This window comes from Rhodococcus sp. SJ-2 (assembly GCF_053750035.1).
Genome location: NZ_CM132340.1, coordinates 1,917,742 through 1,938,929, shown reverse-complemented (window position 1 = coordinate 1,938,929; position 21,188 = coordinate 1,917,742). Strand labels below are relative to the sequence as shown.

Annotated in this window: 18 protein-coding genes; 3 read left to right on the top strand and 15 right to left on the bottom strand. The window is 64.8% G+C overall.

Going from position 1 to position 21,188, the window contains the following annotated elements:
* The first annotated feature begins 50 nt into the window (after positions 1-50).
* Positions 51-884 carry an arylamine N-acetyltransferase family protein gene (locus ACSYG9_RS08955; RefSeq protein WP_454842150.1) on the top strand — a complete coding sequence of 278 codons (834 nt, stop codon included), beginning with the start codon at positions 51-53 and terminating at the stop codon, positions 882-884.
* Between the two features lie 24 nt (positions 885-908).
* On the opposite strand, the gene ACSYG9_RS08950 is transcribed toward ACSYG9_RS08955, so the two are convergent.
* The 11 genes from ACSYG9_RS08950 to ACSYG9_RS08900 form a co-directional block, all read right to left on the bottom strand.
* Positions 909-1,916, bottom strand: a complete 1,008-nt coding sequence (locus tag ACSYG9_RS08950) for an NAD(P)H-dependent glycerol-3-phosphate dehydrogenase (RefSeq protein ID WP_454842148.1) — start codon at positions 1,914-1,916, stop codon at positions 909-911.
* A gap of 125 nt (positions 1,917-2,041) precedes the next feature.
* Positions 2,042-2,752, bottom strand: coding sequence for a polysaccharide deacetylase family protein (locus tag ACSYG9_RS08945; protein WP_454842147.1), 711 nt, complete (start codon positions 2,750-2,752; stop codon positions 2,042-2,044).
* Between the two features lie 28 nt (positions 2,753-2,780).
* Positions 2,781-4,043 (bottom strand): benzoate/H(+) symporter BenE family transporter, encoded by a 1,263-nt coding sequence (locus tag ACSYG9_RS08940; protein ID WP_454842146.1) that lies wholly within the window; start codon positions 4,041-4,043, stop codon positions 2,781-2,783.
* Between the two features lie 15 nt (positions 4,044-4,058).
* Positions 4,059-6,746: an AAA family ATPase gene (locus tag ACSYG9_RS08935; protein WP_454842919.1), complete on the bottom strand. Its 2,688-nt coding sequence runs from the start codon at positions 6,744-6,746 to the stop codon at positions 4,059-4,061.
* An 11-nt stretch (positions 6,747-6,757) separates the two neighbouring features.
* Complete coding sequence (locus ACSYG9_RS08930) at positions 6,758-8,101, bottom strand: MFS transporter (protein ID WP_440126826.1); 1,344 nt, start codon at positions 8,099-8,101, stop codon at positions 6,758-6,760.
* 101 nt (positions 8,102-8,202) lie between these two features.
* Positions 8,203-9,000: a 1,6-dihydroxycyclohexa-2,4-diene-1-carboxylate dehydrogenase gene (locus tag ACSYG9_RS08925; protein ID WP_454842145.1), complete on the bottom strand. Its 798-nt coding sequence runs from the start codon at positions 8,998-9,000 to the stop codon at positions 8,203-8,205.
* The gene (gene benC / locus ACSYG9_RS08920) at positions 8,997-10,616 is read right to left on the bottom strand and encodes a benzoate 1,2-dioxygenase electron transfer component BenC (protein ID WP_454842144.1); all 1,620 of its coding nucleotides are present in this window, start codon (positions 10,614-10,616) and stop codon (positions 8,997-8,999) included. Before benC ends, ACSYG9_RS08925 begins: the two co-directional genes overlap by 4 nt.
* Before the next feature lie 32 nt (positions 10,617-10,648).
* Positions 10,649-11,152, bottom strand: coding sequence for a benzoate 1,2-dioxygenase small subunit (gene benB / locus ACSYG9_RS08915; protein ID WP_454842143.1), 504 nt, complete (start codon positions 11,150-11,152; stop codon positions 10,649-10,651).
* Between the two features lie 14 nt (positions 11,153-11,166).
* Positions 11,167-12,549 carry a benzoate 1,2-dioxygenase large subunit gene (benA, locus tag ACSYG9_RS08910; protein WP_440126823.1) on the bottom strand — a complete coding sequence of 461 codons (1,383 nt, stop codon included), beginning with the start codon at positions 12,547-12,549 and terminating at the stop codon, positions 11,167-11,169.
* Between the two features lie 304 nt (positions 12,550-12,853).
* Positions 12,854-13,846, bottom strand: a complete 993-nt coding sequence (locus ACSYG9_RS08905) for a 2Fe-2S iron-sulfur cluster-binding protein (RefSeq protein ID WP_454842140.1) — start codon at positions 13,844-13,846, stop codon at positions 12,854-12,856.
* 1 nt (position 13,847) lies between these two features.
* Positions 13,848-15,059, bottom strand: coding sequence for a cytochrome P450 (locus tag ACSYG9_RS08900; protein ID WP_454842139.1), 1,212 nt, complete (start codon positions 15,057-15,059; stop codon positions 13,848-13,850).
* Between the two features lie 160 nt (positions 15,060-15,219).
* Between ACSYG9_RS08900 and ACSYG9_RS08895 the strand changes: the two genes are divergently transcribed.
* Positions 15,220-16,146, top strand: a complete 927-nt coding sequence (locus tag ACSYG9_RS08895) for an AraC family transcriptional regulator (RefSeq protein ID WP_454842137.1) — start codon at positions 15,220-15,222, stop codon at positions 16,144-16,146.
* Positions 16,147-16,231: 85 nt separating this feature from the next.
* Here the strand turns inward: ACSYG9_RS08895 and ACSYG9_RS08890 are convergent, their stop codons facing one another.
* The 3 genes from ACSYG9_RS08890 to ACSYG9_RS08880 all read right to left on the bottom strand — a co-directional run bounded on the left by ACSYG9_RS08890 (position 16,232) and on the right by ACSYG9_RS08880 (position 19,044).
* Positions 16,232-16,723, bottom strand: a complete 492-nt coding sequence (locus ACSYG9_RS08890; protein WP_454842135.1) for a hypothetical protein — start codon at positions 16,721-16,723, stop codon at positions 16,232-16,234.
* Positions 16,724-16,820: 97 nt separating this feature from the next.
* A complete protein-coding gene (locus ACSYG9_RS08885) occupies positions 16,821-18,431 on the bottom strand; it encodes a 4-hydroxyphenylacetate 3-hydroxylase family protein (protein ID WP_454842133.1) in 1,611 nt (536 codons plus the stop codon).
* Between the two features lie 49 nt (positions 18,432-18,480).
* Positions 18,481-19,044 (bottom strand): flavin reductase, encoded by a 564-nt coding sequence (locus tag ACSYG9_RS08880; RefSeq protein ID WP_440126817.1) that lies wholly within the window; start codon positions 19,042-19,044, stop codon positions 18,481-18,483.
* Positions 19,045-19,244: 200 nt separating this feature from the next.
* On the opposite strand from ACSYG9_RS08880, the gene ACSYG9_RS08875 reads away from it, so the two are divergent.
* Positions 19,245-20,180, top strand: coding sequence for an AraC family transcriptional regulator (locus tag ACSYG9_RS08875; RefSeq protein WP_454842131.1), 936 nt, complete (start codon positions 19,245-19,247; stop codon positions 20,178-20,180).
* 15 nt (positions 20,181-20,195) lie between these two features.
* On the opposite strand, the gene ACSYG9_RS08870 is transcribed toward ACSYG9_RS08875, so the two are convergent.
* Positions 20,196-20,993 carry an IclR family transcriptional regulator domain-containing protein gene (locus tag ACSYG9_RS08870; RefSeq protein ID WP_440126815.1) on the bottom strand — a complete coding sequence of 266 codons (798 nt, stop codon included), beginning with the start codon at positions 20,991-20,993 and terminating at the stop codon, positions 20,196-20,198.
* Between the last annotated feature and the right edge of the window lie 195 nt (positions 20,994-21,188).

Here is a 21,188-nt window from a genome sequence, read left to right as displayed (position 1 = left end):
GACTGCAGGAATATCCGCCGACCGCATGTCTCGCAGAAGGGCCGTGGGTAATGGACGAACAGCCGCTCATGGGACGGTCGTGGCGCACCGACCTCTTCGACGTCCCGGAGTATCTCGCCGCCGTCGGAGTTCGGCCCACCGCGCCGACCCTCGACCTGCTCGAGGAATTGCACGGCGCACACGTGCGTACCTTTCCCTTCGGGAACGTGGACGTGCTGCTCGGCACCCATCCCGGCGTCGCGCCCGACGCGATCCAGGAACAATTGGTGCGACGAAGCCGAGGTGGTTACTGCTTCGAGCATTCGCAGATCTTCGCAGCGGCGCTCGAACACCTCGGATTCTCTGTGCGCCGGGCATTGGGACGAGTGCACGAGCCGACCAATACCCGGACCCACATGACGATCCACGTCGATCTCGATGGTGAGAGATGGTTGTGCGACCCGGGTTTCGGATTCAGTATTACCGGTCCGATCGCATTGAAGGACGGTGCTACACGCGCGGAGGGAGACCGGCAGTTCGGCGTGCGAGAGCTCACCGATCAGGGCACCACCGTCTGGGCGCTCACACGGGAGGGCGACGCCGAACACTACGTCGACGAGAGCCCGGTCCATCCAGCCGACGTCAGGACCGGGCATTTCATCACCTCGCGCGAGGAGAATTCGCCGTTCGTGAATCACCTCATGGTCATGCGGCACATGCCGCACGCTCACGTCACACTCACCGAAGCTGCGCGCACGATCCGAACCCCAGGAAGGGCCACCGAACACACGAAGTTATCGGTCGCCGAAGTCGTCGACACGGTACTGGAACTCGGAATTGCGTTGGACCGGAGTGAGATCAGCGCATTATCGTCCGTCGTGGAGCGGCTACGGTCCCGCAGTTGACGTGCAGCGGCCGGACAGCGGAATTCACACGATGTCCTGCTCGTGTCCGGCCGCAACCCTCCGTAGCCCTCGGTACGCCTCGGCAGGCGAGCGCCTCTCCGCGACCACTGCTTCCACCTCCGCCGCGATCGGCATCACGACGTCGTATTCGCGCGCGAGTTCCATCACCGTCGGTGCGGTCTTGACGCCCTCTGCGACCTGACCGAGCTCGGCGAGGGTTTCGTCCAATGTCAGGCCGCGTGCGAGCGACTCGCCCACACGCCGGTTCCGCGATGCCGGGCTCATGCAGGTGGCGATCAGATCACCGATCCCGGTCAGGCCCGCGAACGTGCGCGGATCGGCACCCATTGCTTCCCCGAGCCGGGTCATTTCGGCGAGGCCACGCGCCAGCACCATCGCCCGGGTGTTGTCGCCCACCCCCAGCCCCTCGGCCATTCCCGCGGCGATCGCGATGATGTTCTTCAACACGCCGCCGAGTTCACACCCGAGTACATCGGTGTTGCGGTACACGCGAAACACTTTCGACGCGAACAGCGGCTGTAGCGCCGTCGCCACCGACTCGGCCTGCATCGCCACGACCGATGCCGCAGCCATGCCGTCGGCGATCTCGCTGGCGATGTTAGGCCCCGACAGCAGGCCGACCGGGTGCCCGGGCAGGCATTCCGAGACCACCTGCGTCGGCCGCAGCCGGGTGCCAGGCTCGAGTCCTTTCGCCAGGGACAGCAACGGCACCCAGGCCCGCACTTCGTCGGCGATCGGTTCGAGAGTCGCGCGCACCGCGTGTGACGGCACACCCACCACCATCACGTCGGCCTCGTGGGCCGCCTCGACGAGATCCGATGTCGCACGCAGATCCTGCGGCAGTTCCCGGTCGCCGAGGTACCGGCTGTTGCGATGGGTCTCGTTGATCTCGGCTGCAGTGTCGGGGTTGCGCGCCCACAGCAGGGTCGGGGTGTTGCGCGCCGCGAGCCCCGCGACCGTGGTGCCCCACGATCCCGAGCCGAGAACGACGACGCGAACCGGACGTGCCATCGGAATCCTTCCGTCGGGGGTCTTCGAAGAACAGATTGTCAGGCACTGCGCTGTCGTGAGTGCTCTTTACCCGACATCGTGCCGGTGTGGCCTACGTTGTTCGTCCAGTTCGCGCTGCGTCGAGCTCACCGGCCGAGCAGTTCCGACACCGTCACGAACCGGTACCCCTCGGCGCGCAGACCGTCGACGATGTCGGGAATCGCCTCGAGCGACGACGTCCGGGACGGGTACATCACGTGCAGCAGGATGATCGAACCGGGGCGTGTCTCCTCGAGTGCTGTCCGGACGATCTCGCCGGTGTCGGACGAGGCCGAGTCCGGCTCGACGTCCCACATGACGGTGGTCCGGTCGTGTTCGTCGAGATAGCGGGGAAGCGCGATCAGTTTCTTTCCGTAGGGCGGCCGGAAGGTGATCTCTCCGTCGTAACCGGCGTCGCGGATTGCAGCGTCGGTGCTCTCGATTTCCTCCGCGACGGTGTCGCGGCCGACGAAAACCATCCTGCGGTGTGTTGCGGTGTGGTTCCCGAGTTCGTGACCGGCCTCGACAATCGCTCGACCGAGTTCGGGTCGCTCGGCCATCTCTGTGCCCGTGACGTAGAAGGTGGCAGGTACATCGGCGTCCGCGAGAGTTTGCAACACCTCGGGTGTGAGCGGGCTCGGCCCGTCATCGAGCGTCAACGCCACGACCTTCTCGTCGGTGTCCACGCGGTCGACGAGGGTGCCGAACAGTTGCGTGCTCCTCGAATCCATGAGGCGATACGCAGCGAATGCGGCGACGATCAGTACCAGCACGACGATCGACACGATCAGCGCTGTGACGTGGGAGCGGAAGGCCATTCACGCATGCTGCCAGAAGCCGGACTTCCTACTCGCCGTGGGGATCCGCCCAATCCTTGCGTTCGAGCAGCCATGACACCGCGACACCGCCGACGATCCCCCAGAACGCTGCACCGATGTTGAAGAACATCACGTCCGACGCCGTGACGATGAACGCGACGAGCGCACCCATCGTGTAGCGGCGACCGAACCCGGCGACGAAGGCGCCCTGCAGGGCCTTGAGCATCGCTAAGCCACCGAGGACCGCGACGAACGATGCGGGCGCCGCGACCATCCACCGCACGAACAGCGGCGCGAACAGGCCGAAGACGATCGCCAGCGCACCGCACGTCAACGCGGCTGTGTACTGGCGGGACCGTTCACCGGACGAGGTCAGCAGCGCGTTCGTAGGACCGGTCAAGCAGGTCGACACTGCTCCGACACAGGCAGCGGGGAACGACCACAGCCCGCACATGATCGTGGAGACGTTGATCGGAGGGTTGTGCCCGACCGAGCGCAGCACGGCCACACCCTGCCCGTTCTGTACGACGATGACGGTGATCGCGAGCGGAACCACCAGTTCGAGAAGTGCCGACCAGGTGAAGACCGGCGCGGTGAAGACCGGTGCTGCAAAGACGTTTCCACTGCCGGGCTGCGGTTCGAACCGGCCCGAGAACGCGACCGCGACGGCGCCGGCGAGCAGTGCCCCCAGGATGGGCGGCATCCACCGGCCCAGTGCTCCTACCGTGCTGAGCAGCAGGAACACGACAATCATGGGCACTGCGATCGCGAAATCGGAGCCCAGGGCCTTCACCAGGTTCGTCCCGAACGACAGGAACACACCCGCGACCATGGCCATCACGATGGGCATGGGGAGCGCTTCCATTGTGCGGCGGACGAGGCCCGTCACTCCCAGCACGGTGATCAATGCGGCCGTGGCGAAGAACGCCCCGACCACCTCGGCCCAGCTCAGGTGGGTGAGGGACCCGCCGACGAGAATCGTGCCGGGGATCGTCCAGAAGAAGCCGAGCGGCTGCCGGTAGGCGAGGCTCATGGCGATCGTGAGGATGCCGTTGAGCGCGAAGACCCCGAAGATCCACGACGCCAACTCCGCCTGTGACAGCCCCCCGGTGGCGCCTGCCGCGAGAATCACGGCGACAGGCCCGGTGCACGAGAAGATCAGTCCGATGAGCCCGTTCGATACGTACCTGGGTCCGAAGTCACGCAACACCTCCGCGGGCCGGAGCCATGGCCGAGGGGGCCGCTCGAACAGGTCGGTGTCGGGGCGTGTGACGTCGTCGACAGCTGTCATCGGGCTGCTTCTTCCTTACTCTTCTTGGCGGAAACGTGCTGCGAGTTCGCTGCGTGAGCGGATGCCGAACTTCGCATAGACGCGGGTCAGGTGGTACTGGACGGTCTTGACCGAGAGAAACAGTTCTCCCGCCACCTCCTTGTTGGTGTGGCCCGACGCGACGAGTGTGGCGACAGCACGTTCCTGCGGTGTCAACGCGGACACGTCGGTGTGATTCCGAATGCTCACCGCGTCGCCGGACTTCAACCCGCCCGCTTTGAGCTCGCGGTCGCAGCGCGCGACGATCGAGCCCGCGCCGAGCACGGCATACAGCTCCCGCGCGGTGCGGATCACACTGTCTGCGTCGCGTCGCCGTCCGGCGCGGCGCAAGGTCTGCCCGTACGCGAAATTGATGCGTGCGCGATCGTACGGCAATGGGAGGGTAGCGATTTCGGACAATGCACTCTCGAAAGAGTCGCGGGCCGCATCGATGTCGCCGCGCGCGCCGTGAATTCGTCCGCGCACGTACCCGAGTCGTGCCTTCGCGGAACGGTGACCTCGCTCGGCGGCACGTTCTTCGTGGGGGCGCAGGAAGGCGTCGGCGTCGTCGACGCGACCCGTCATCACCAGCGCGTTGCCGTAGAGGTCGGGCCAGGGCCAGAATCCGGGTTCGTCGAGGGCTTCTCTGTGCCGCAGGGTCACGAGGGGGTCGAGCTGGCGGAGCACCCCGTCGTAATCTGCTGCTACTTCTGCACACTGGGCTGCGGAGATGCAGGAGGGGACGAGCATGAGCGTGTAGTCGTTGCTCCCGGCGCGGCCGCGCCGAAGGTGCTCGCGCGCGGCATCCCAGTTGCCGCGCAGTGCATGTACCTGGGCTCCAGTCCAATGGACAAGTGGTCGCAGCAGATCCAGGCCGGTCGAATCGAGTTGTGCAGCGGCCCGGTCCACGGTGCGCAGGGCATCGCTCCACGCCCCCAAGGTGAACTGTGTGCGGGCGAGCCACGCTTGCGCCCACAGTGAGATCCGGAGCGAGCCACCGCGGAACGTGGTGGGTTCGGAGGCTTCCAGTTCGGTACGGGCACGATCGGGCGCATCCAACGCCAACGCGAGCCAGCCTTCTGCCATGCGGATACGCTGGCTCTGTGCTCCGAGGCGGACGTGGTCGGCAAGGCCGGCGTACGAAGCGCGCGCCTCGTCGATGCGTCCTGTCATGCCCAGACCGAGGCCTCGGATGGCGTTGGACTCCACGACAGCGGGTGCATCGCCCGGGACCAGCGACGAGGCACGATCGGACCAGGCCACGAGTTCGTCGCCGCGCATCCTGGCCAGCGAGTGCAGAACCATCCGCTGGCAGATCATCGCTGCCAGTTCGGGGTCGGTATCCGACTCGTCGACCATGGTCCAGGCTTCGGACAGCAGATAGTGCGCCTCGGCGGCGCGGCCCCGCTGGATTGCGAGGTAGCCGAGGACGGCGTTGCGCATCGGGCCTCCGGGGGCGCTTTCGATCTCGGGAACGAAGGTCTGAGCCTGGGGGAGATCGGCGGCGCCGGTGAGTGCATCGACCCCGCGGATCAAACGTTGTGTGCGGAGGTCGCGTTCGGGCGTGATGCGGCCTGCCGTGATGAGCGCCTCGGCGGCCTGCGCCCATGCACCGTCGGCAGCGCGTTGCCGAGCGAACCGATCGAGTTTGTCCGCGAGAGTGCCGTCGGCGGCGGGTGTGGCCGACACCAGATGGAACAGCGCGTCGCCCTCGTCGTCGACAAGTGTGGCCGCTCGCGCATGCAGTTCGCGCCACCGCGCAGGCCCGATCTCGTCGGTGACGGCGGCGCTGGTCATCGGGTCGGGGAACAGCAGGGTGACGATGCCCTGCCGTTCCCGCATCGTCAGCAGACCGGCGGTGTGTGCTTCGTCGAGCAACGGTGTGGGGTCGTCGACTTCGGCAAGTGCGGCAGCCGGAGCGAGCGGCGATCCGGTGCCCAGGATCGCCGCTGCTTCGATGAGGGCGCGTGTGTCGGGTGAGCAGGCGGTGAGGGCTCGCCGTACTGCTGCGGCGTGTTGCGCAGGTGCGGGGAACCGCGCCTGCCACCGCTGCCATTGGGCGCGCGGGATCTCGTCGAGGAGCTGTAACACCGGCCGGGGACTCCCGAGTGTGTGCTCGTGCAGGCGTTGAGCCGTCCAGGGCGAGAGGTCCACGCCCGCGCGGAGAAGCGCGAGCTGGGCGACATCGCCGGAGGTGAGGGCGCGGACATGGATGGTGTCGGCCCGATGCGACGACAGGATTCGTGCGGTGGTGTCGTCGATGCCGTCGGGCAGGACGTCGGGGATCACCCACAACATCAGGATCGGGCGTTGGTGTGCGCGGCGGATCATCGACGAAAGCGACTGCAACGAATCGATATCCGACCAGTGGGCGTCATCGACGACGATGATCGTGGTGCTGTGGATCGTGTCCAGGTACGCATGCGCAGCATCGATGGGGTCGGCCCCCGGCTCAGGGGCGTGAGTCAACTGTTCGAGCACCGCCCACGGATGGTCCGACTCCCACGGCGCCCCTGATGCGAACTGTGCGTGTATATCACGGTGCCTGCTCGTGAAAGCTCGGACGAGAGCGCTTTTTCCGATGCCGGGTGGACCCTCGACGAGGGCGAGCACGGGAGACCCGGCGCGCGCCCCGTCGAGTAGTCGGTCGAGCTGAGAGAGCTCGGTTTCACGTCCTACCAGCATCGAATTGTCCGTCACGCATCCACGGTAGTCCCGGTCGAGGCGTCCGGAACGTCGATCCGCGTGTTGTGCTGCAGCGGTCGGGGAACGAAGAACGTGACGAGGCCACCGGCGAGAGCGATCACCGCGAAGATGTAGAAGTTCACGTTGTTCGCGAAGCCGGCGCCGATCAACAGGCCACCGATGATCGGGCCGAAGATCCCGCCGAGCCGGCCGAATCCTGCGCACCACGCGACGCCGGCTGCGCGAGCGGGGGTGTCGTAGTAGTTCGACACGAAGCCGTAGACGAGCACCTGCGTACCGATCGTGCCGACGCCGGCGATCGCGACGGCGGTGAGGAGCACGGGCAGCGGGAACCCGAGGGTGAGCATCACCAATGCGACGGCAGCGAGGAAGAAAGTGGTGACGATGACGGACTGCGGACCGCGGCCGTCGGCGATCTTCGATGCGATGAGGCCGCCGATGATGGCACCGCCGTTGAGGACGAGGAGAAACGCGAGCGAACCGTCGGCGTTGTAGCCGGCGTCGGCCATGATTTTCGGCAACCATGTGTTCAGGCCGTAGGTCAGGAGCAGGCCGGCGAAGCTCATCAGGCCGAGCAGACCGGTGCCGAGCGCGTACTTCCTGGTGGCGAGCGCAGCGAAACCGACCTTCTCGGTGGGTGCGGCAGGCGCGGCCGTGGGCATCGGGAAGCCGAACTTGTCGCAGGTGGATTTCGCTTCGTCGAGGCGCCCGCGGGAGGCCAGCCACGCGGGCGATTCGGGGAGCTTGGCCAGCGCGAGTGGGAACAGGATGACGAGCGGCAGAGCGCCGATCAGGAACAGTCCACGCCATCCGATGACGTCACGCAGCAGGATCGCGAGCAGCGATGCGAGGACACCGCCTGCGGGGACGCCGCTGTAGACGATGGCGTTGAACAGGTTGCGCTTGCCGGGTGGGGCGAACTCCGCGACGACGGCACCGGCGGTGGCGACCAGGCCGCCGACACCGATACCGGTGAAGAACCGGAGGCCACCGAACATCGCGATGCTGGTCGAGAACGCTGCTGCGCCCATACCGACCGAGAACCACACGATGTTGATCAGCATCATCTTGCGGCGGCCGACGCGGTCGCCGAACGCGCCGGTGACGAGAGCACCGACCATGACACCGATCAGGGCATAGGAGCCGAGTGCCCCGGCCTGCTGCGCGGAGATCTCGCCGAGCTGGGTGGGGTCGCCCATGAGTGTCGGAAGAACAGTTCCGTACACGACGAGGTCGTATCCGTCGAAGATGATCGCGACGGTGGCGAGAGCGACGATCCAGATGACGCTTCGTTTGTGCTGTGGACTGGCCCAGGTCTGTGTGGTTCGGGTCATGACTTGCTCCGGTTTGTGTGAGGGGTCACAAATGAATTCGGGCAGAAAAGTGGCCTCACCAGCAGGGAAAGGCCCACTGGTGAGGCCCGGTCGAACGGCTGTCAGCCTTGATCGCCTCCGGCTACGGGAAGTACCGAACCGGTGATGTACGAGGCCTCATCGGAGGCCAGGAAAGTAATCGCCGCGGCTTGCTCCTCGAGCGTGCCGTACCGCTTGAGCAGCGAAGAATCGACGGTCTGGTCCACGATCTGCTGGTACCAGGCCTTCTCCTGCTCGGTCTGCGGGGCAGGCCCCCGCGCGACCCGCCGCTCCGGCGCGACGGTCCCGCCCGGCGCGGTGGCGACGACGCGAACGCCGTACTGCGACAGCTCGAGCGCAAGCGCGGAGGTGATGGCGTTGACGCCACCTTTCGCGGCGGCATACGGAACACGGTTCACCCCGCTCGTCGCCACGGACGACACGTTCACGATCGTGCCGGAACGCTGGTCGATCAGGTACGGCGCAGCGGCGCGGCACGACCACAACGTGGGGAACAGCGACCGGCGGATCTCCTTCTCGATCTCATCGGGCGCGTAGTGCTCGTACGGCTTGGCCCAGATCGTTCCGCCGACCACATTGATGAGCACGTCGAGTCGTCCGGCGGATCGGGTCGCGAACGCGAGCGCCTCCTCCGCTCCCTCGAAGGTCTCGAGATCCGCAGTCACCGAGTGGGCCTTACCGCCCTCGGCGCGCAGCGTCTCGGCGACTTCGTGGACGATCTCGGCACGGTCGACGAGGACGACCTCGCCGCCTTCCGCCGCGACACGGGACGCAACCGCGAGACCGATGCCCTGTGCGGCGCCGGTGATCGTCAGGCACTTGCCGTCGAACCGCCCGGGGAAGAACTTCGCTTCGCTCATCGTGCACCCGCTGCCGCGCCCTCGGCGATCGCTCGCCGCATCGTCTCCTTGGCGTGGCCGGAATGCGCGACCATCAGTTCGCGGGCTGCGGCCTTGTCGCCCTGCTCGAACGCCTCGACGAGCTGCAGGTGTTCGTCGATGATGTGTCCCTCGATCCAGTGCGCGTCGCGGAGCACCTGGTACATCAGCTGTGTCACCTCGAGGCGGTTGTAGGCCTCGAGCAGTACCGGATTGGTGCAGCAGCGGAACAGGTACTCGTGGAACGCCGCGGTGGTGTCTGTGAACGCGGCGGCGTCCGTGAAGTGGTCACCTTCGACGGACGCGCCGGATGCCTCGGCGAGAATCCGGAACTCCACGAGCTGCTCGGGGGTGAGCCGGCCGATGGTGAGCTCGAGGACACCGAGTTCGAGCGCCATGCGGGCGTCGAACTGCTCGTCGGACTCGGCGACAGGCGGGTGCTCCTCACCGATCTCGTAGTTTCCGGGGTCGGCGGGTGTCTCGAGCGCAACGGGACGGCCGGTCTCGGCAGCGGCCTTCTCGGCAGCAGCCTTCTCCGCGTCGGTGGGGGCCGGGGTGGTCGCCCCGCCCGGAGTGGCGGAGGTGTTGAACTTCTCGAAGTAGAAGTTCACGGGTGTGATGCTGTTCTCCGACAGGTGATTACGCACCGCTTCCACCATCGGCGGTGGGCCGCACAGGTAGATGTCGACGTCGCCGTCGTTGAGGTGCTGCGGCTCGAACAGTCCGGTCACGTAGCCCTTGTTCGGGGCCGACGAATCCTTGTCGGCGACACAGTAGTCGAACGTGAAGTTCGGCAGAGACTCCGCATAGGCCTGGAGCTTCTCGAGTTCGACGAGGTCGTGGTCGAACGTGACGCCGTAGATGAGGTGCACCGGATGATCGGTGCCCTCGCTCTGAATCTTCGACAGGATCGACAACAGCGGGGCGAGTCCGGTCCCGCCTGCCAGCAGCAGCGACGGGCGCTTGCGCTCGCGGAGGAAGAAGCTACCGAAGGGGCCGGTGAATTCGAGAGTGTCGCCCACCTGAGCGCGGTCGCGCAGATATTCCGACATCAGGCCGCCCTCGGTGATCTTCACCAGGAACGCCAGCGAATTGTCGTGGGGGCCGGTGCTGAACGAGTACGACCTGCTCGCCTGCTTGCCGGTGCCGTCGTCGCTACCGGGAACCCCGATGTTGACGTACTGCCCGGGCAGGAACACCAGGTCGTCCCGGTTGTCGATCTCGACGGTGAAGCCGACGACGCTCTCGGAGAAGCGATTGAGTTCGGTGATCGTCGCGGTGTACGAGGCCGCGGCGGTCTTCGCGACATCCGACGTGCTGGCGATCTGCACCACCAGATCCGACTCGGGCATCATCTGACACGGCAGGCAGTAACCCTGTTCTGCTTCCTCGTCGGTCAGCGCATCCTCGATGTAGTCGCCGCCGTCGTAAGTGCCCGATTCGCAGAACGCCTTGCAGGTGCCGCACGCGCCGTCGCGGCAGTCGAGGGGGATGTTGATCCGCGCCTTGTACGACGCGTCTGCGACGGTCTCGTTCGGCTTGACCTTGATGAAGCGGGTGACCCCGTCCTCGAAGCTCAATGCCACCTGGAATGTCATGGTGCCCAAGCCTCCTCTCGTGATTCCGGGTATTAGACGACGTAGACGTCGACGATGTGGTGGATGTAGTCGTTCTTCAGAACGATCTTCTTCTTCTTGATCACCGGCTGATCACCCGAGACATCGAGAGTGAGGAATGTGGTGCCGAAGTAGGTATCCGTCGTGTTGTAGCGGAAGTACAGCGAGAACCAGTTGTGGCGCAGGTCGATTTCGGTGCCGCGGCGCTCGAGGATCTCGGCGTTGGTGATGTTGTGTCCGGTGCGAGGTTCGGGCAGTGACGTCGACGACGACCGGTCGGTGCGGATTCGGAACACACGGTCTTCGAGCCCACCGCGGTTCGGATAGTAGATCAATGAGATCTCGGACTGCGGATCTTCGGTGAGCTTGCCGTCGTCGTCCCATGCCGGCATCCAGTACTCGGCGTCGGGGTGGTAGCACTCGATCCACTTCTCGAATTCCCGATCGTCGAGCAGGCGTGCTTCCCTGTAGAGGAACTGTTCGATGTCGGTCTGCGTCAACTCTGTTGCAGTAGTCATGGTTTCGGTTCCTCTCAGAGCGCGGTGGGTTCGCCGGCGGCGGCAGCTGCGGCTTCGGCGTCGACGGCATTGCGCATCGTGTCGAGCCAGTAGCCGTGCTGGATCGGGTACAGGCCCTCGTCCTCGGTCTTCACACCACTGGACAGGACACCATCCATGCCCAGATCTTTCGCGACCTGATCCGGCCCGTTGAGCACGTGAGTGGCGCCGCGGCTCATGTCGTTCCACGGTGCAGACGACGCCATGTACGTCTTCTGGCAGGAGCGGAACTCTTCGAGGTCGTCGGGGGTTGCCATGCCGGTGGCATTGAAGAAGTCCTCGTACTGGCGGATTCGGTTGGCGCGGGCCTCGGCGCTCTCGCCCTTCGGGGCGATGCAGTAGATCGTCACCTCGGTCTTGTCGACCGAGATCGGGCGCAGGTGCCGAATTTGCGACGAGAACTGATCCATGATGTACACGTTCGGGTACAGGCACAGGTTGCGCGACGCACCGACCATGAACTCGGCCTTCTTCTCGCCGTGCTCCTTCATGAGCTCTTCTTTGCGCGGGTAGAGCGGGCGGTCTTCGGGGTTGCCCCACCACATCCACAGCAACAGGTGCCCGTGGTCGAACGAGTAGTAGCCGCCGCCCTGCTTGCCCCACGTGCCGGCGTCCATTGCCTTGGTCTCGTTTGCGGACTCACCGGCGCCGCGGCGTGCCGTGGTCGCGGCGTAGTTCCAGTGGGTCGCCGACACGTGGTATCCGTCAGCCCCGTTCTCCGCCTGGAGCTTCCAGTTTCCGTCATAGGTGTAGGTGGACGAGCCGCGCAGCACCTCGAGTCCTTCGGGGGACTGGTCGACGAGCATGTCGATCATCTTCGTGGTGTCGCCGAGGTGTTCGTCCAGCGACTTGACGTCGGGGTTGAGCGAGCCGAACAGGAACCCGCGGTAGCTCTCGAACCGGGCGACCTTCGTCAGATCGTGGCTGCCGTCGGTGTTGAACTGTTCCGGGTAACCGGCGTCGCGGGGGTCCTTGACCTTGAGCAGCTTGCCGTTGTTCCGGAAGGTCCAGCCGTGGAAGGGGCACGTGAAGGTCGTGCGGTTATCGGTCTTGCGGCGGCACAGCATCGCGCCGCGGTGGCTGCACGCGTTGATCAGGGCGTGAAGTTCACCCTCTTTGTCGCGGCTGATCACGACGGGGGAACGGCCGATGTTGGTGGTGAAGTAGTCGCCGACATTCGGGATCTGGCTCTCGTGAGCGAGGTACACCCAGTTGCCCTCGAAGATGTACTTCATCTCCAGTTCGAAGATCTCTTCGTCGGTGAAGACATCGCGACGGACCTGATGCCGTCCGGTCGCGGGGTCTTCGACGAGAGCTCCGTCGAGGTGGGTGCGCACGTGTTCCACGATGTCGGTCATAGGGATCCTCCAGTGTCGGCGTAGTTCCCGGGACGAACAGCGTCGGTGTCCGATTCCGGTCCGAACACAGTTGCCGTGGCGGCGGTCGGACAGGCTGTGTCGGGGTGGGGCTCGGACGGGCTGTGTCCGGCATTACTACTACCCTGACAGCCTGTGTTTGCGGTCACACCGGGTAAATGCCTAGTGATACCTAGGACCCGAGGCTCGAGGGACGAAGTGCTCTGGACGAGCGGAATGGCCGAATGTCACCTTCATGAGCTCGAGCTGCATGAAGGTGACATTCGGTCAACCGGCGAGCGGGACCCTACCCGGCTGCGGTGAACTTTTCGCGCCGGATCCGACGCGGCGACATCCGGCGTCGTTTGAACGACTTCACCGCGGCTTCGACGAACTTCTCCGACCCGCAGACGTAACCGGTGAATTCCTTCGCCGAGGCAACGTCCTCGGCGAAGGCATCGGTGACGTAGCCCTCCCGGTCGCCCCCGTTCTCACGGCTTACGCAGGTGACGTACCGCAGGCCGGAGTGCTTGTCCTCCAGTTCACGGAAGAAGTCGGCGTCGTACACATCAGCGCAGGTCCGCACCCCGTGGTACAGCAGGATCTCCCGCTGCGGATCCAACGCGAGCGCATGACGGACGATGCCCTTGAGCGGTGCGAGTCCGGTGCCGCCACCGAGCAGCGCCATCGGCCCCGTCGACTTCTCGTCGAACGTGAAATCGCCGTAGGGACCTGTCATATCGATCCGGTCACCCACCTCGATCGATCCGAACAGCCATTCGGAGGACACTCCGCCGGGGTGTCGTCGTACGTGCAGTTCGAGCAGTTTCGGTTCGGTCGGCGGGTTGGCCAGGGAGTACTGACGTCTCGTCGATGTTCCCGGAACGGTGACGTCGACATACTGGCCCGCGGAGAACGTGAGAGGAACATCGAGGGTCAGCAGCACACGTCGGGTATCGGAGGCGATATCACGCACCTCGGAGACCGTGGCGACGAAGTCGTGCAACACATGCGTAGGCGCGATTTCCTCGGCGATCGGTGGGTCGATCGTGGTGTCACTGCACGGCGTGGCCTGGCAGGCCAGTGCAAAGCCCGCGATGCGTTCGTGCTGCGGAAGCGTGTTCTCGGGGGAGTTTCGGTGGTCGACCGAACCCGAGCAGACCTTGATCTTGCATGTGCCGCAGGTTCCCTGGTTGCACGAGTTGGGCATCCACACACCGCTGCGCAGGAACGCGTCGAGAACCGGTTGATCGGGACCGCAGTCGACCGTCGTCGAGCCGGTGGTGACGGTGTACGACATGTCAGACCTCCCAAGTCGCGTGCAGTGAGGTGGGACCGCGGAAGCCCCAGCCCCAGAACTCGACGTCTGCGCCGGTGTCACGTTCGAGGTTGGGGATGGTTTCGAGCAGTTCCTCTAGCCCGATACGGCAGACGTGGTTCGCGAAGTAGATTCCGGCGCATGCGTGGTTGCCGGTGCCGAACGCGAGGTGCGGAAGCGGTGGTCGCGTCATGTCGTACTCGGTAGGTGCGTCGAACGTGCCGGTGTCGTGATTGGCCGATCCGTAGGAGAGGATGACCACCGATCCCGCGGTGACCTCTATTCCGGATACCACTGTGTCGCACTTGGCGATTCGTGCGGTCCCTGACCAGATCGGCGACGTCCAGCGCATTCCCTCGGCGATGGCACGGGGAATCAGATCGGGCTCGTCGACGATGGCCTCGAACTGCTCCGGTCGGCTGAACAGACCGGCCAGTGTCGACGACATTGCGTGCCCCGGCTCCTGCATGGCGCCGAGGAGGAACACGTACAGGGTGGGGTAGATGTAGTCGCGGTCGCGGGTCTGCCCGTCGGGCATGCCGTCGTGCAGCCAATGCGAGATGGCGCTGTCGTCCGGATGTTCGATCCAATGGTCGATCAGCGGGTCGACGATCGACTGGATCTCGGCTTTCGCAGCGTCACCCTCGTCGAATCGTTTCTGATCGGTGAAATTGCCGTCGGCGTCGACTGCGGCATTCGTGAACGAGTTGGACAGCTTGTGGAACCAATCGCGAAGCATGTCCGAGCTGACATCTTTCAGGCCGAGCAGATCTCCGAGCGCGCGGACACTGAGCGGTTCGCAGTACTGGGTGACGAGGTCGGCCTTACCGTCCGATTCGAATTCTTCGAGGTAACGCCGGGCGATCGGTCGGACGAGGTCCTCGATCCACCGGTCCACTTCGCTGGGCTGCAGAGCCGGCTCGACCATCGATCGCAAGTCTTTGTGGATATCGCCGTTTACCCCGATGATCGCGGGATGCCCGAATGTGCGGCCACCGGCAGGGGTGATGATCCCCTCGAAGTCGTCGCTGTTCGCAATCGTGCGGCACGCCTCCGTTGTCGACGCCACGAACGCCCCCAGCACGGGCAGGAAAGCGACAGGCGCCTCGGCTCGAAGACGCTCGTAGATCGGGTACGGATTGCGCTCGAGCTCGGTCATGGTGACTTCGTCGATCCAGGAGAGAGTGCTTGTCATGGGATGCTCCTCGGGTGGGTCGTGGGGCCGTCTCGCGCGGACCTTCCGTACTCTGTGAAGAGGACCATATGATCCAGGTCACTCAGGTTCTATGCCGATTGCGCGGAGTCGATACGAATCGCGCGGAAATGTGGCCTGGTAGGGGTCGCGGAGGTGGAAGGTGTCAGGATTCGAGGGCTGGGAGCACGCCTCCCGAGTGGTCGCCGACGTGTACTTCCCGCACGAATTGACCGTGCTGTCGGGAGCTGAGAAGCCCGAATTACAATTGTCCTCGGTGGATTTCGGCCCGGTCATGATCGGCAGACTCGCCTGGGGCGTCGACGTGGCCATCGAGTGCGAGTATCCGGGGGCCTACGAGATCAACATCCCTCTCGCAGGCAGTCTCGAATCCCGGGGCCGCGGCGGTGACGTCATCTCCGGGCCGGGGCAGGCCACCGTGTTCAGTGCAGATACTCCGAATCGCATCACACGTTGGGACGCAACATGTTCTGTTCTCGGCGTAAAGTTCGAACGCGACCACCTCGAGCGAGAGGCCGACCGGATTCTGGGTGCGCCGCTGCGTTCCCGGCTCGTGCTGCCTGATCAGATCGATCTCACCGGGTCGGCCGATGATTGGCGCCGCCTGGTTGCCTCATTATCGGACCAGTTCTCCGGCGGCACCGGCTCGCTTTCCAACCCACTTGTGTCGCAGCAACTTGCGGGTGCGGTCACGGCCGCGTTCGTGCTGGCGGTGGCGCCCCCGGTCGAGGATGCTGCTCCGGCGCCGAGGCCGGGGATGGTCCGCCGCGTCCTCGATGTCTTGCACGACGATCCCTCACGTCCATGGACCGCAGCCGATATGGCAGAGATTGCAGGCACCAGCGTGCGGCGGATGCAAGAGACATTTGCAGAGTATGTCGGAAGCAGTCCTTCCGCAGTGCTTCTCGATATCCGGCTGGATCGCGCACGCGTCGAACTCGCGGCAGGCGACTCCGGCCTCACGGTGGCCGATGTTGCGTTCCGATGGGGATTCAGCAGCCCCGGCCGATTCGCGGCGGCGTTCAAGAAGAGATACGGGACGACGCCCTCGGCGATGTTGCGGCAGTGATGAAAGCGGAACTTCAGCTGCAACGGAATTGGACAGATACACACCGTTTGACGGTGTGCATCTGTCCAATAGGTGTGTATCTGCGTTACCCGACCCACATGACCGGGGTCGGACGGTCGAACGACAACTCGGGATAGTCGTCATCGGCGACCGGTGTGCGTAGCCGCCGTTCGACGTAGTCGTGGCCGTGCGTGCGCATGTACTCGATGCACGCCACCGTGTAACCGAGGGAATCGATTCGGTCGGTGCCTACCGGGCGGAACAGGTTGGGAAATCCGTGCGCGGTCACGGCGGCAGGATCGATGGCGGTGGCCTCACGCCCCAGCAGGTGGATCGTCCCGTCGCCATCGATCACGAACTTGGCGCGCGCGATGACGAACCTTCCTACGTGGAATTCCCAGCGATTGTTGATGTCGTCGTATGTGGCCGAGGTTGCGCTGACCAGCTCACAGACCGACAGACGCAAGTCGTCACGAAGACGGCCTGCCGCGCGCTGGGATGCGAAGGAACGCCCGAGGATCACGGCGTCGAACTCCGGAATGGGGGCAGGGGCACCGGAATTCGAAGCGGCGGACATCTCGGACGCTCCTTCGCGTGGGGTGGATGATTGGGTACCGCGCGCAGGCGGGGTAGGTGGGGGGTCGTCCGCCCGCGCGCGGTGGTGTGGGGTGTCGTTACTTGTAGAACGCGGAGACGTCGGCGTTGCCGATCAGGTCGGGCACCGTCCAGCCGTCGAGGTCGTACTCGCTCATGAACTGCTCGGCGAAGCCCTTCATGGAGGCCACGTCACCGCGGGTCTCGGCGGCGAACAGCAGTTCGGCCTTGACGTTCTCGTGGTTGCCGGCGTAGTTCCGCTCGTACAGCTCGTGACGGCCACCGAACTCGGATCCGATCGAATCCCACAGTGCCTTCATGACCTTGACACGGTCGACGGCCTGAATACCGTCGGATCCACGAACGTACTTGTCCAGGTAGGGGCGTACCTCGGGGTTCTTGAAGTCGGCGGCGGACGACGGCAGGTAGATCAGGCCCGAGGCGACGTCCTGCTCGATGATCTCCTTGATGCGCGGGTAGCCCTGCATCGCGAACATCCGGTACGTCAGGCCGTATTCGAGCTTCGGGATGACGGTGTCGCCGATCCACGGTTCGGGATTGTTGACCATGGAGTCGGTCAGCGACCAGAACAGGTTGCGCCAGCCGATGACCTCACCGACGCGGGTCTGTACTCCTCGGAATCCACCGGCACCGGTGGCGTCGAGGGCTTTCATGAGCAGACCGGCGATGAAGTCGAGTTTCACGGCGAGGCGGGTGCAGCCCTGAAGCGTGAAGCGCTGCAGGAAACCGGAACCCGGCAGGAACTGGTTGATCTTCTCGACGTCCCCGTACATGAAGACGTTCTCCCACGGGACGAGGACCTTGTCGAAGATGAAGATGGCGTCGTTCTCGTCCATCCGGCTCGACAGCGGGTAGTCGAACGGCGAGCCGACGATGTTGGCGTTCTCCGAGTACGAGGCGCGGGAGATCAGCTTGATGCCGGGTGCATCCATCGGCACCGTGCAGATCAGCGCGAATTCCTTCTTCTTGATCGGCAGGCCGTAGTGCGCGATGAAGTTGTAGTTGGTGATGGCCGAGCCGGTCGCGACGACCTTCGCGCCGGAGACGATGAGGCCGGCGTCGGTTTCCTTCTCCACCTTCATGAACACGTCGCCGACCTGGTCCGGGGGCAGCTGACGGTCGACAGGCGGGTTGATGATCGCATGGTTCCAGTACAGAACCTTCTCCTGCGATTCCCGGTACCAGCGCTTCGCGTTGTCCTGGAACGGGTTGTAGAACTCGTCGTTTGCGCCGAGTGTTCCGAGGAAAGAGGCCTTGTAGTCGGGGGAGCGGCCCATCCAGCCGTAGGTCAGACGTGCCCAGGTGGCGATGGCATCGCGGTCCTTGACCAGGTCGGCGGAGGATTTCGGGGTGCGGAAGAACGGCATCGTGACGCCGCCGTTGCCAGTGTCGGTCGGGGTGGTGAGTGCGTCGACGTGCTCACCGGTGTGCAGCGCGTCGTAGAGGCGCGCGGTCATCCGGATGGAGTTGCGGAACGCCGGGTGGTTCGTGAAGTCCTTGACCTTCTCGCCGTGCAGGAAGATCTCGCGGCCGTCGTCGATCGAGGCGATGTACTCGTCGCCGGTCATGGGGCGGGTCGCGAAATTCTTCGTCCGGTTCGCTTCGCACTCTGCGGCCACGTTGACCTTGGAGCGGTCGAGAGTGTCGGGGCGCGGTTCGGTGGTGGTCATGGAATTTCTCCTAGTCCGGTGGGGCAGGGATTCGCTGTGTCAAGGGATGTCAGGCCGGGGATGTGGCCAGGTGGAGCGGAGTGAACTTGGTCTGGGCGTCGAACCATCCGCTGTGCGGATCGTCCAGGCTGCCGTTCCATGCCGCAGACGCGCTGGGAGCGCCGAGGTCGTGGAAGGTGCTGCGGAAGAAGAGGAGGGGATCGACGTCGCGGCTGGAGGCATCGACGATCTCGCCGATGTAGATGACATGGTCACCGCCGTCGTATTCGCGCCACGGGATGCACGAGATCGTCGCGGCGGTGCCGGCGAGGACCGGGGCAGTGGGGCCGTCCTCCCATGTCGGTTCGGGCGACTGCGGCCTGCCCGCGAAGTGCATTGCGGTGTCGACCTGGTCGGCGGCGAGGACGTTCACGGCGAACGGTGCGCCCGACAGGAAGCCGCACGCCTTCGATGTGCGGGTCAAGGTGACCTGGCACAGTCGCGGCTCGAGCGACACTGCGGTGAACGCGGTGACGGTGGCGCCGTGCGGTTCGCCGTCCCGGTTGGCGCAGGTGATGACTGTAACGCCACTTGCGAACTGTCCGAAGATGTTTCGCAGGTCTCGCTGTTCCATGTCTGCGTCCTCCCTGTCCCGGTTCGATCTGGTGTGACACAAACCATATGGATGCGAAAGGGGGTCCGCGATCCAGTGAGCGCGGTCACTATCCGGTTAGCGCGGCGGGTAGGTATAAAGTCCTTGTTTGCCAGGGCGAGTGTCCCTGATCACACTGATATGAAGACCCCCGATATCCGGTGAAGGTGGGTGGATCGCAGATGGCAGAGGATTCGACTCGGCACCCGTCCGACTGGGGCGAGGTGGAAGAGGTGGTGTCGCATGCGTACTTCTCCCATGACCTCACCCCTCTCGAGAAGGTCGAGCCCCGCCTCAATCTGCGCACATTGCCTTTGGGGCCGGTCCGGCTGGCCAGGATCGGCTGGGGCGCCGAGACATCGGTCCGCAGTTCGCACCCGGGCGCCTATGCCGTGAACATTCCTCTGTCGGGCACGATCGAGTCGATCGCCGGCGGCATCGAGACCGAGTCCGGGGTGGGGCAGGCCACCGTATTCGAGCCCGATATCGACGCGACGATCCGTCGGTGGAGCGGCGACTGCGAGATCGTCGGGGTCAAGCTGGAGCGCGACTACCTGCACCGGGAGATGGCCCGCATTCTCGGGCGCCCCGACCTGCACCTTCCCGCCCAGGTCGACCTGACGACCGACGCGGGACAGAGCTGGACGGCGCTATTGCGGTCGATCATCGAGCAGCTCAAGTCCGATGAGTCGCTCTGGGGTAACCCCCTGGTCGCCGATCAGCTCTCCGGTGCTCTGACCTCGTCGTTCATTCTCGCGGTGATGCCCGACGACGCTGATCCGACCGGAGGCGCGCGGCCGCGGATCATCAAGCGGGTCCTCGACCGGGTGCACAACGATCCGTCTCTGCCCTGGACGTCGGCGGACATGGCCGAGGTTGCCGGGGTGAGCGTACGTCGTCTGCAGGAGGGTTTTCGGGAGTATCTCGGCGTCTGCCCTCGCGACTACCTGCTCGATCTGCGGTTGTCGCGTATTCACGAGGAACTCTCTGCGGGATCCGGGTCGGAGATGTCGGTGACGGATGTGGCGTTGAGGTGGGGAATCACGCACACCGGCCGATTCTCGGCCGCGTACAAACGCAAATACGGGGTAGCGCCCTCGGAGACTCTGCGTACCTGAGCGAGGGCGCCCTCGTCACCGGTGGCGGTATCCGAGTTCCTCGCTGAGCTTCTCCGCGCAGTCCACCACACGTTTCGCGCACAGATCCTGGAACGAATCGAGAGTGTGCCTGCCCGTCGACGTCGAACAGGCAAGCACGCCCACCGCATGCCCGGCGGGGTCGAACACGGGTGCCGCAAGCGAGATCAACCCGTCTTCGAGTTCGGCCGAGGCCATGGCGTAACCCTTGCTGCGCACGTGCGCGAGTTCGGTGCGGAATGCGTCGGCGTTGTCGATGGTGGTGGACGTGAGTTTCTCGAACCGGGTCTCCTCGATCACCGCGTCGACCAGTTCGCGTGGCGACCAGGCGAGCAGGGCGCGACCCATCGAGGTTGCGTATGCGGGTACGCGGGTACCGACCGAGACGTTGATGCTCATGATGCGTCGCACCGGCACGCGGGCCGCGTACACGACCTCGGCTCCGTCGAGTACGCCGAGCGAGGCAGATTCGTGGGTGTGATCTGCGATTTCCACCAACTTGGGCAGTGCGGAGTCCACGAGGGTGTGTGAAGCTGTGTAGTGCTGCCCGATGCTCAGTACCCGCGGCGTCAGCGACCAGCGGGTTCCCGTGGCGGTGACGTAGCCGAGGCGCTGCAGTGTGAGCAGGATTCGACGAACTGCGGGCCGCGACAAGTCCGTCTTGGTGGCCACCTCGGCCAACGTCGGTTTCGGATCCTTGTCGTCGAAGGCGTGCAATACCGCAAAACCGCGTTCGATGCTCTGGATGAAGTCGCGGTCGTTACTCGGATTGTTGCCTAGGCCGGTGCTCGGCATCACATCTCCTACCTGCTCCTACCTGCGGGACCTGTCGATGTTGCCTCAATCGGGTGTTGACAAGCGATGTGACAACACGCACAGTATGTGTTGTACGCATTGCGATCCACAAGTACGCACAGCGTACATCCGGTAAGTCCGCAGCCCCCGGCACGGACAGGGCCGCTGCTTTCCACACCGTTTCTCAGCCCCGAC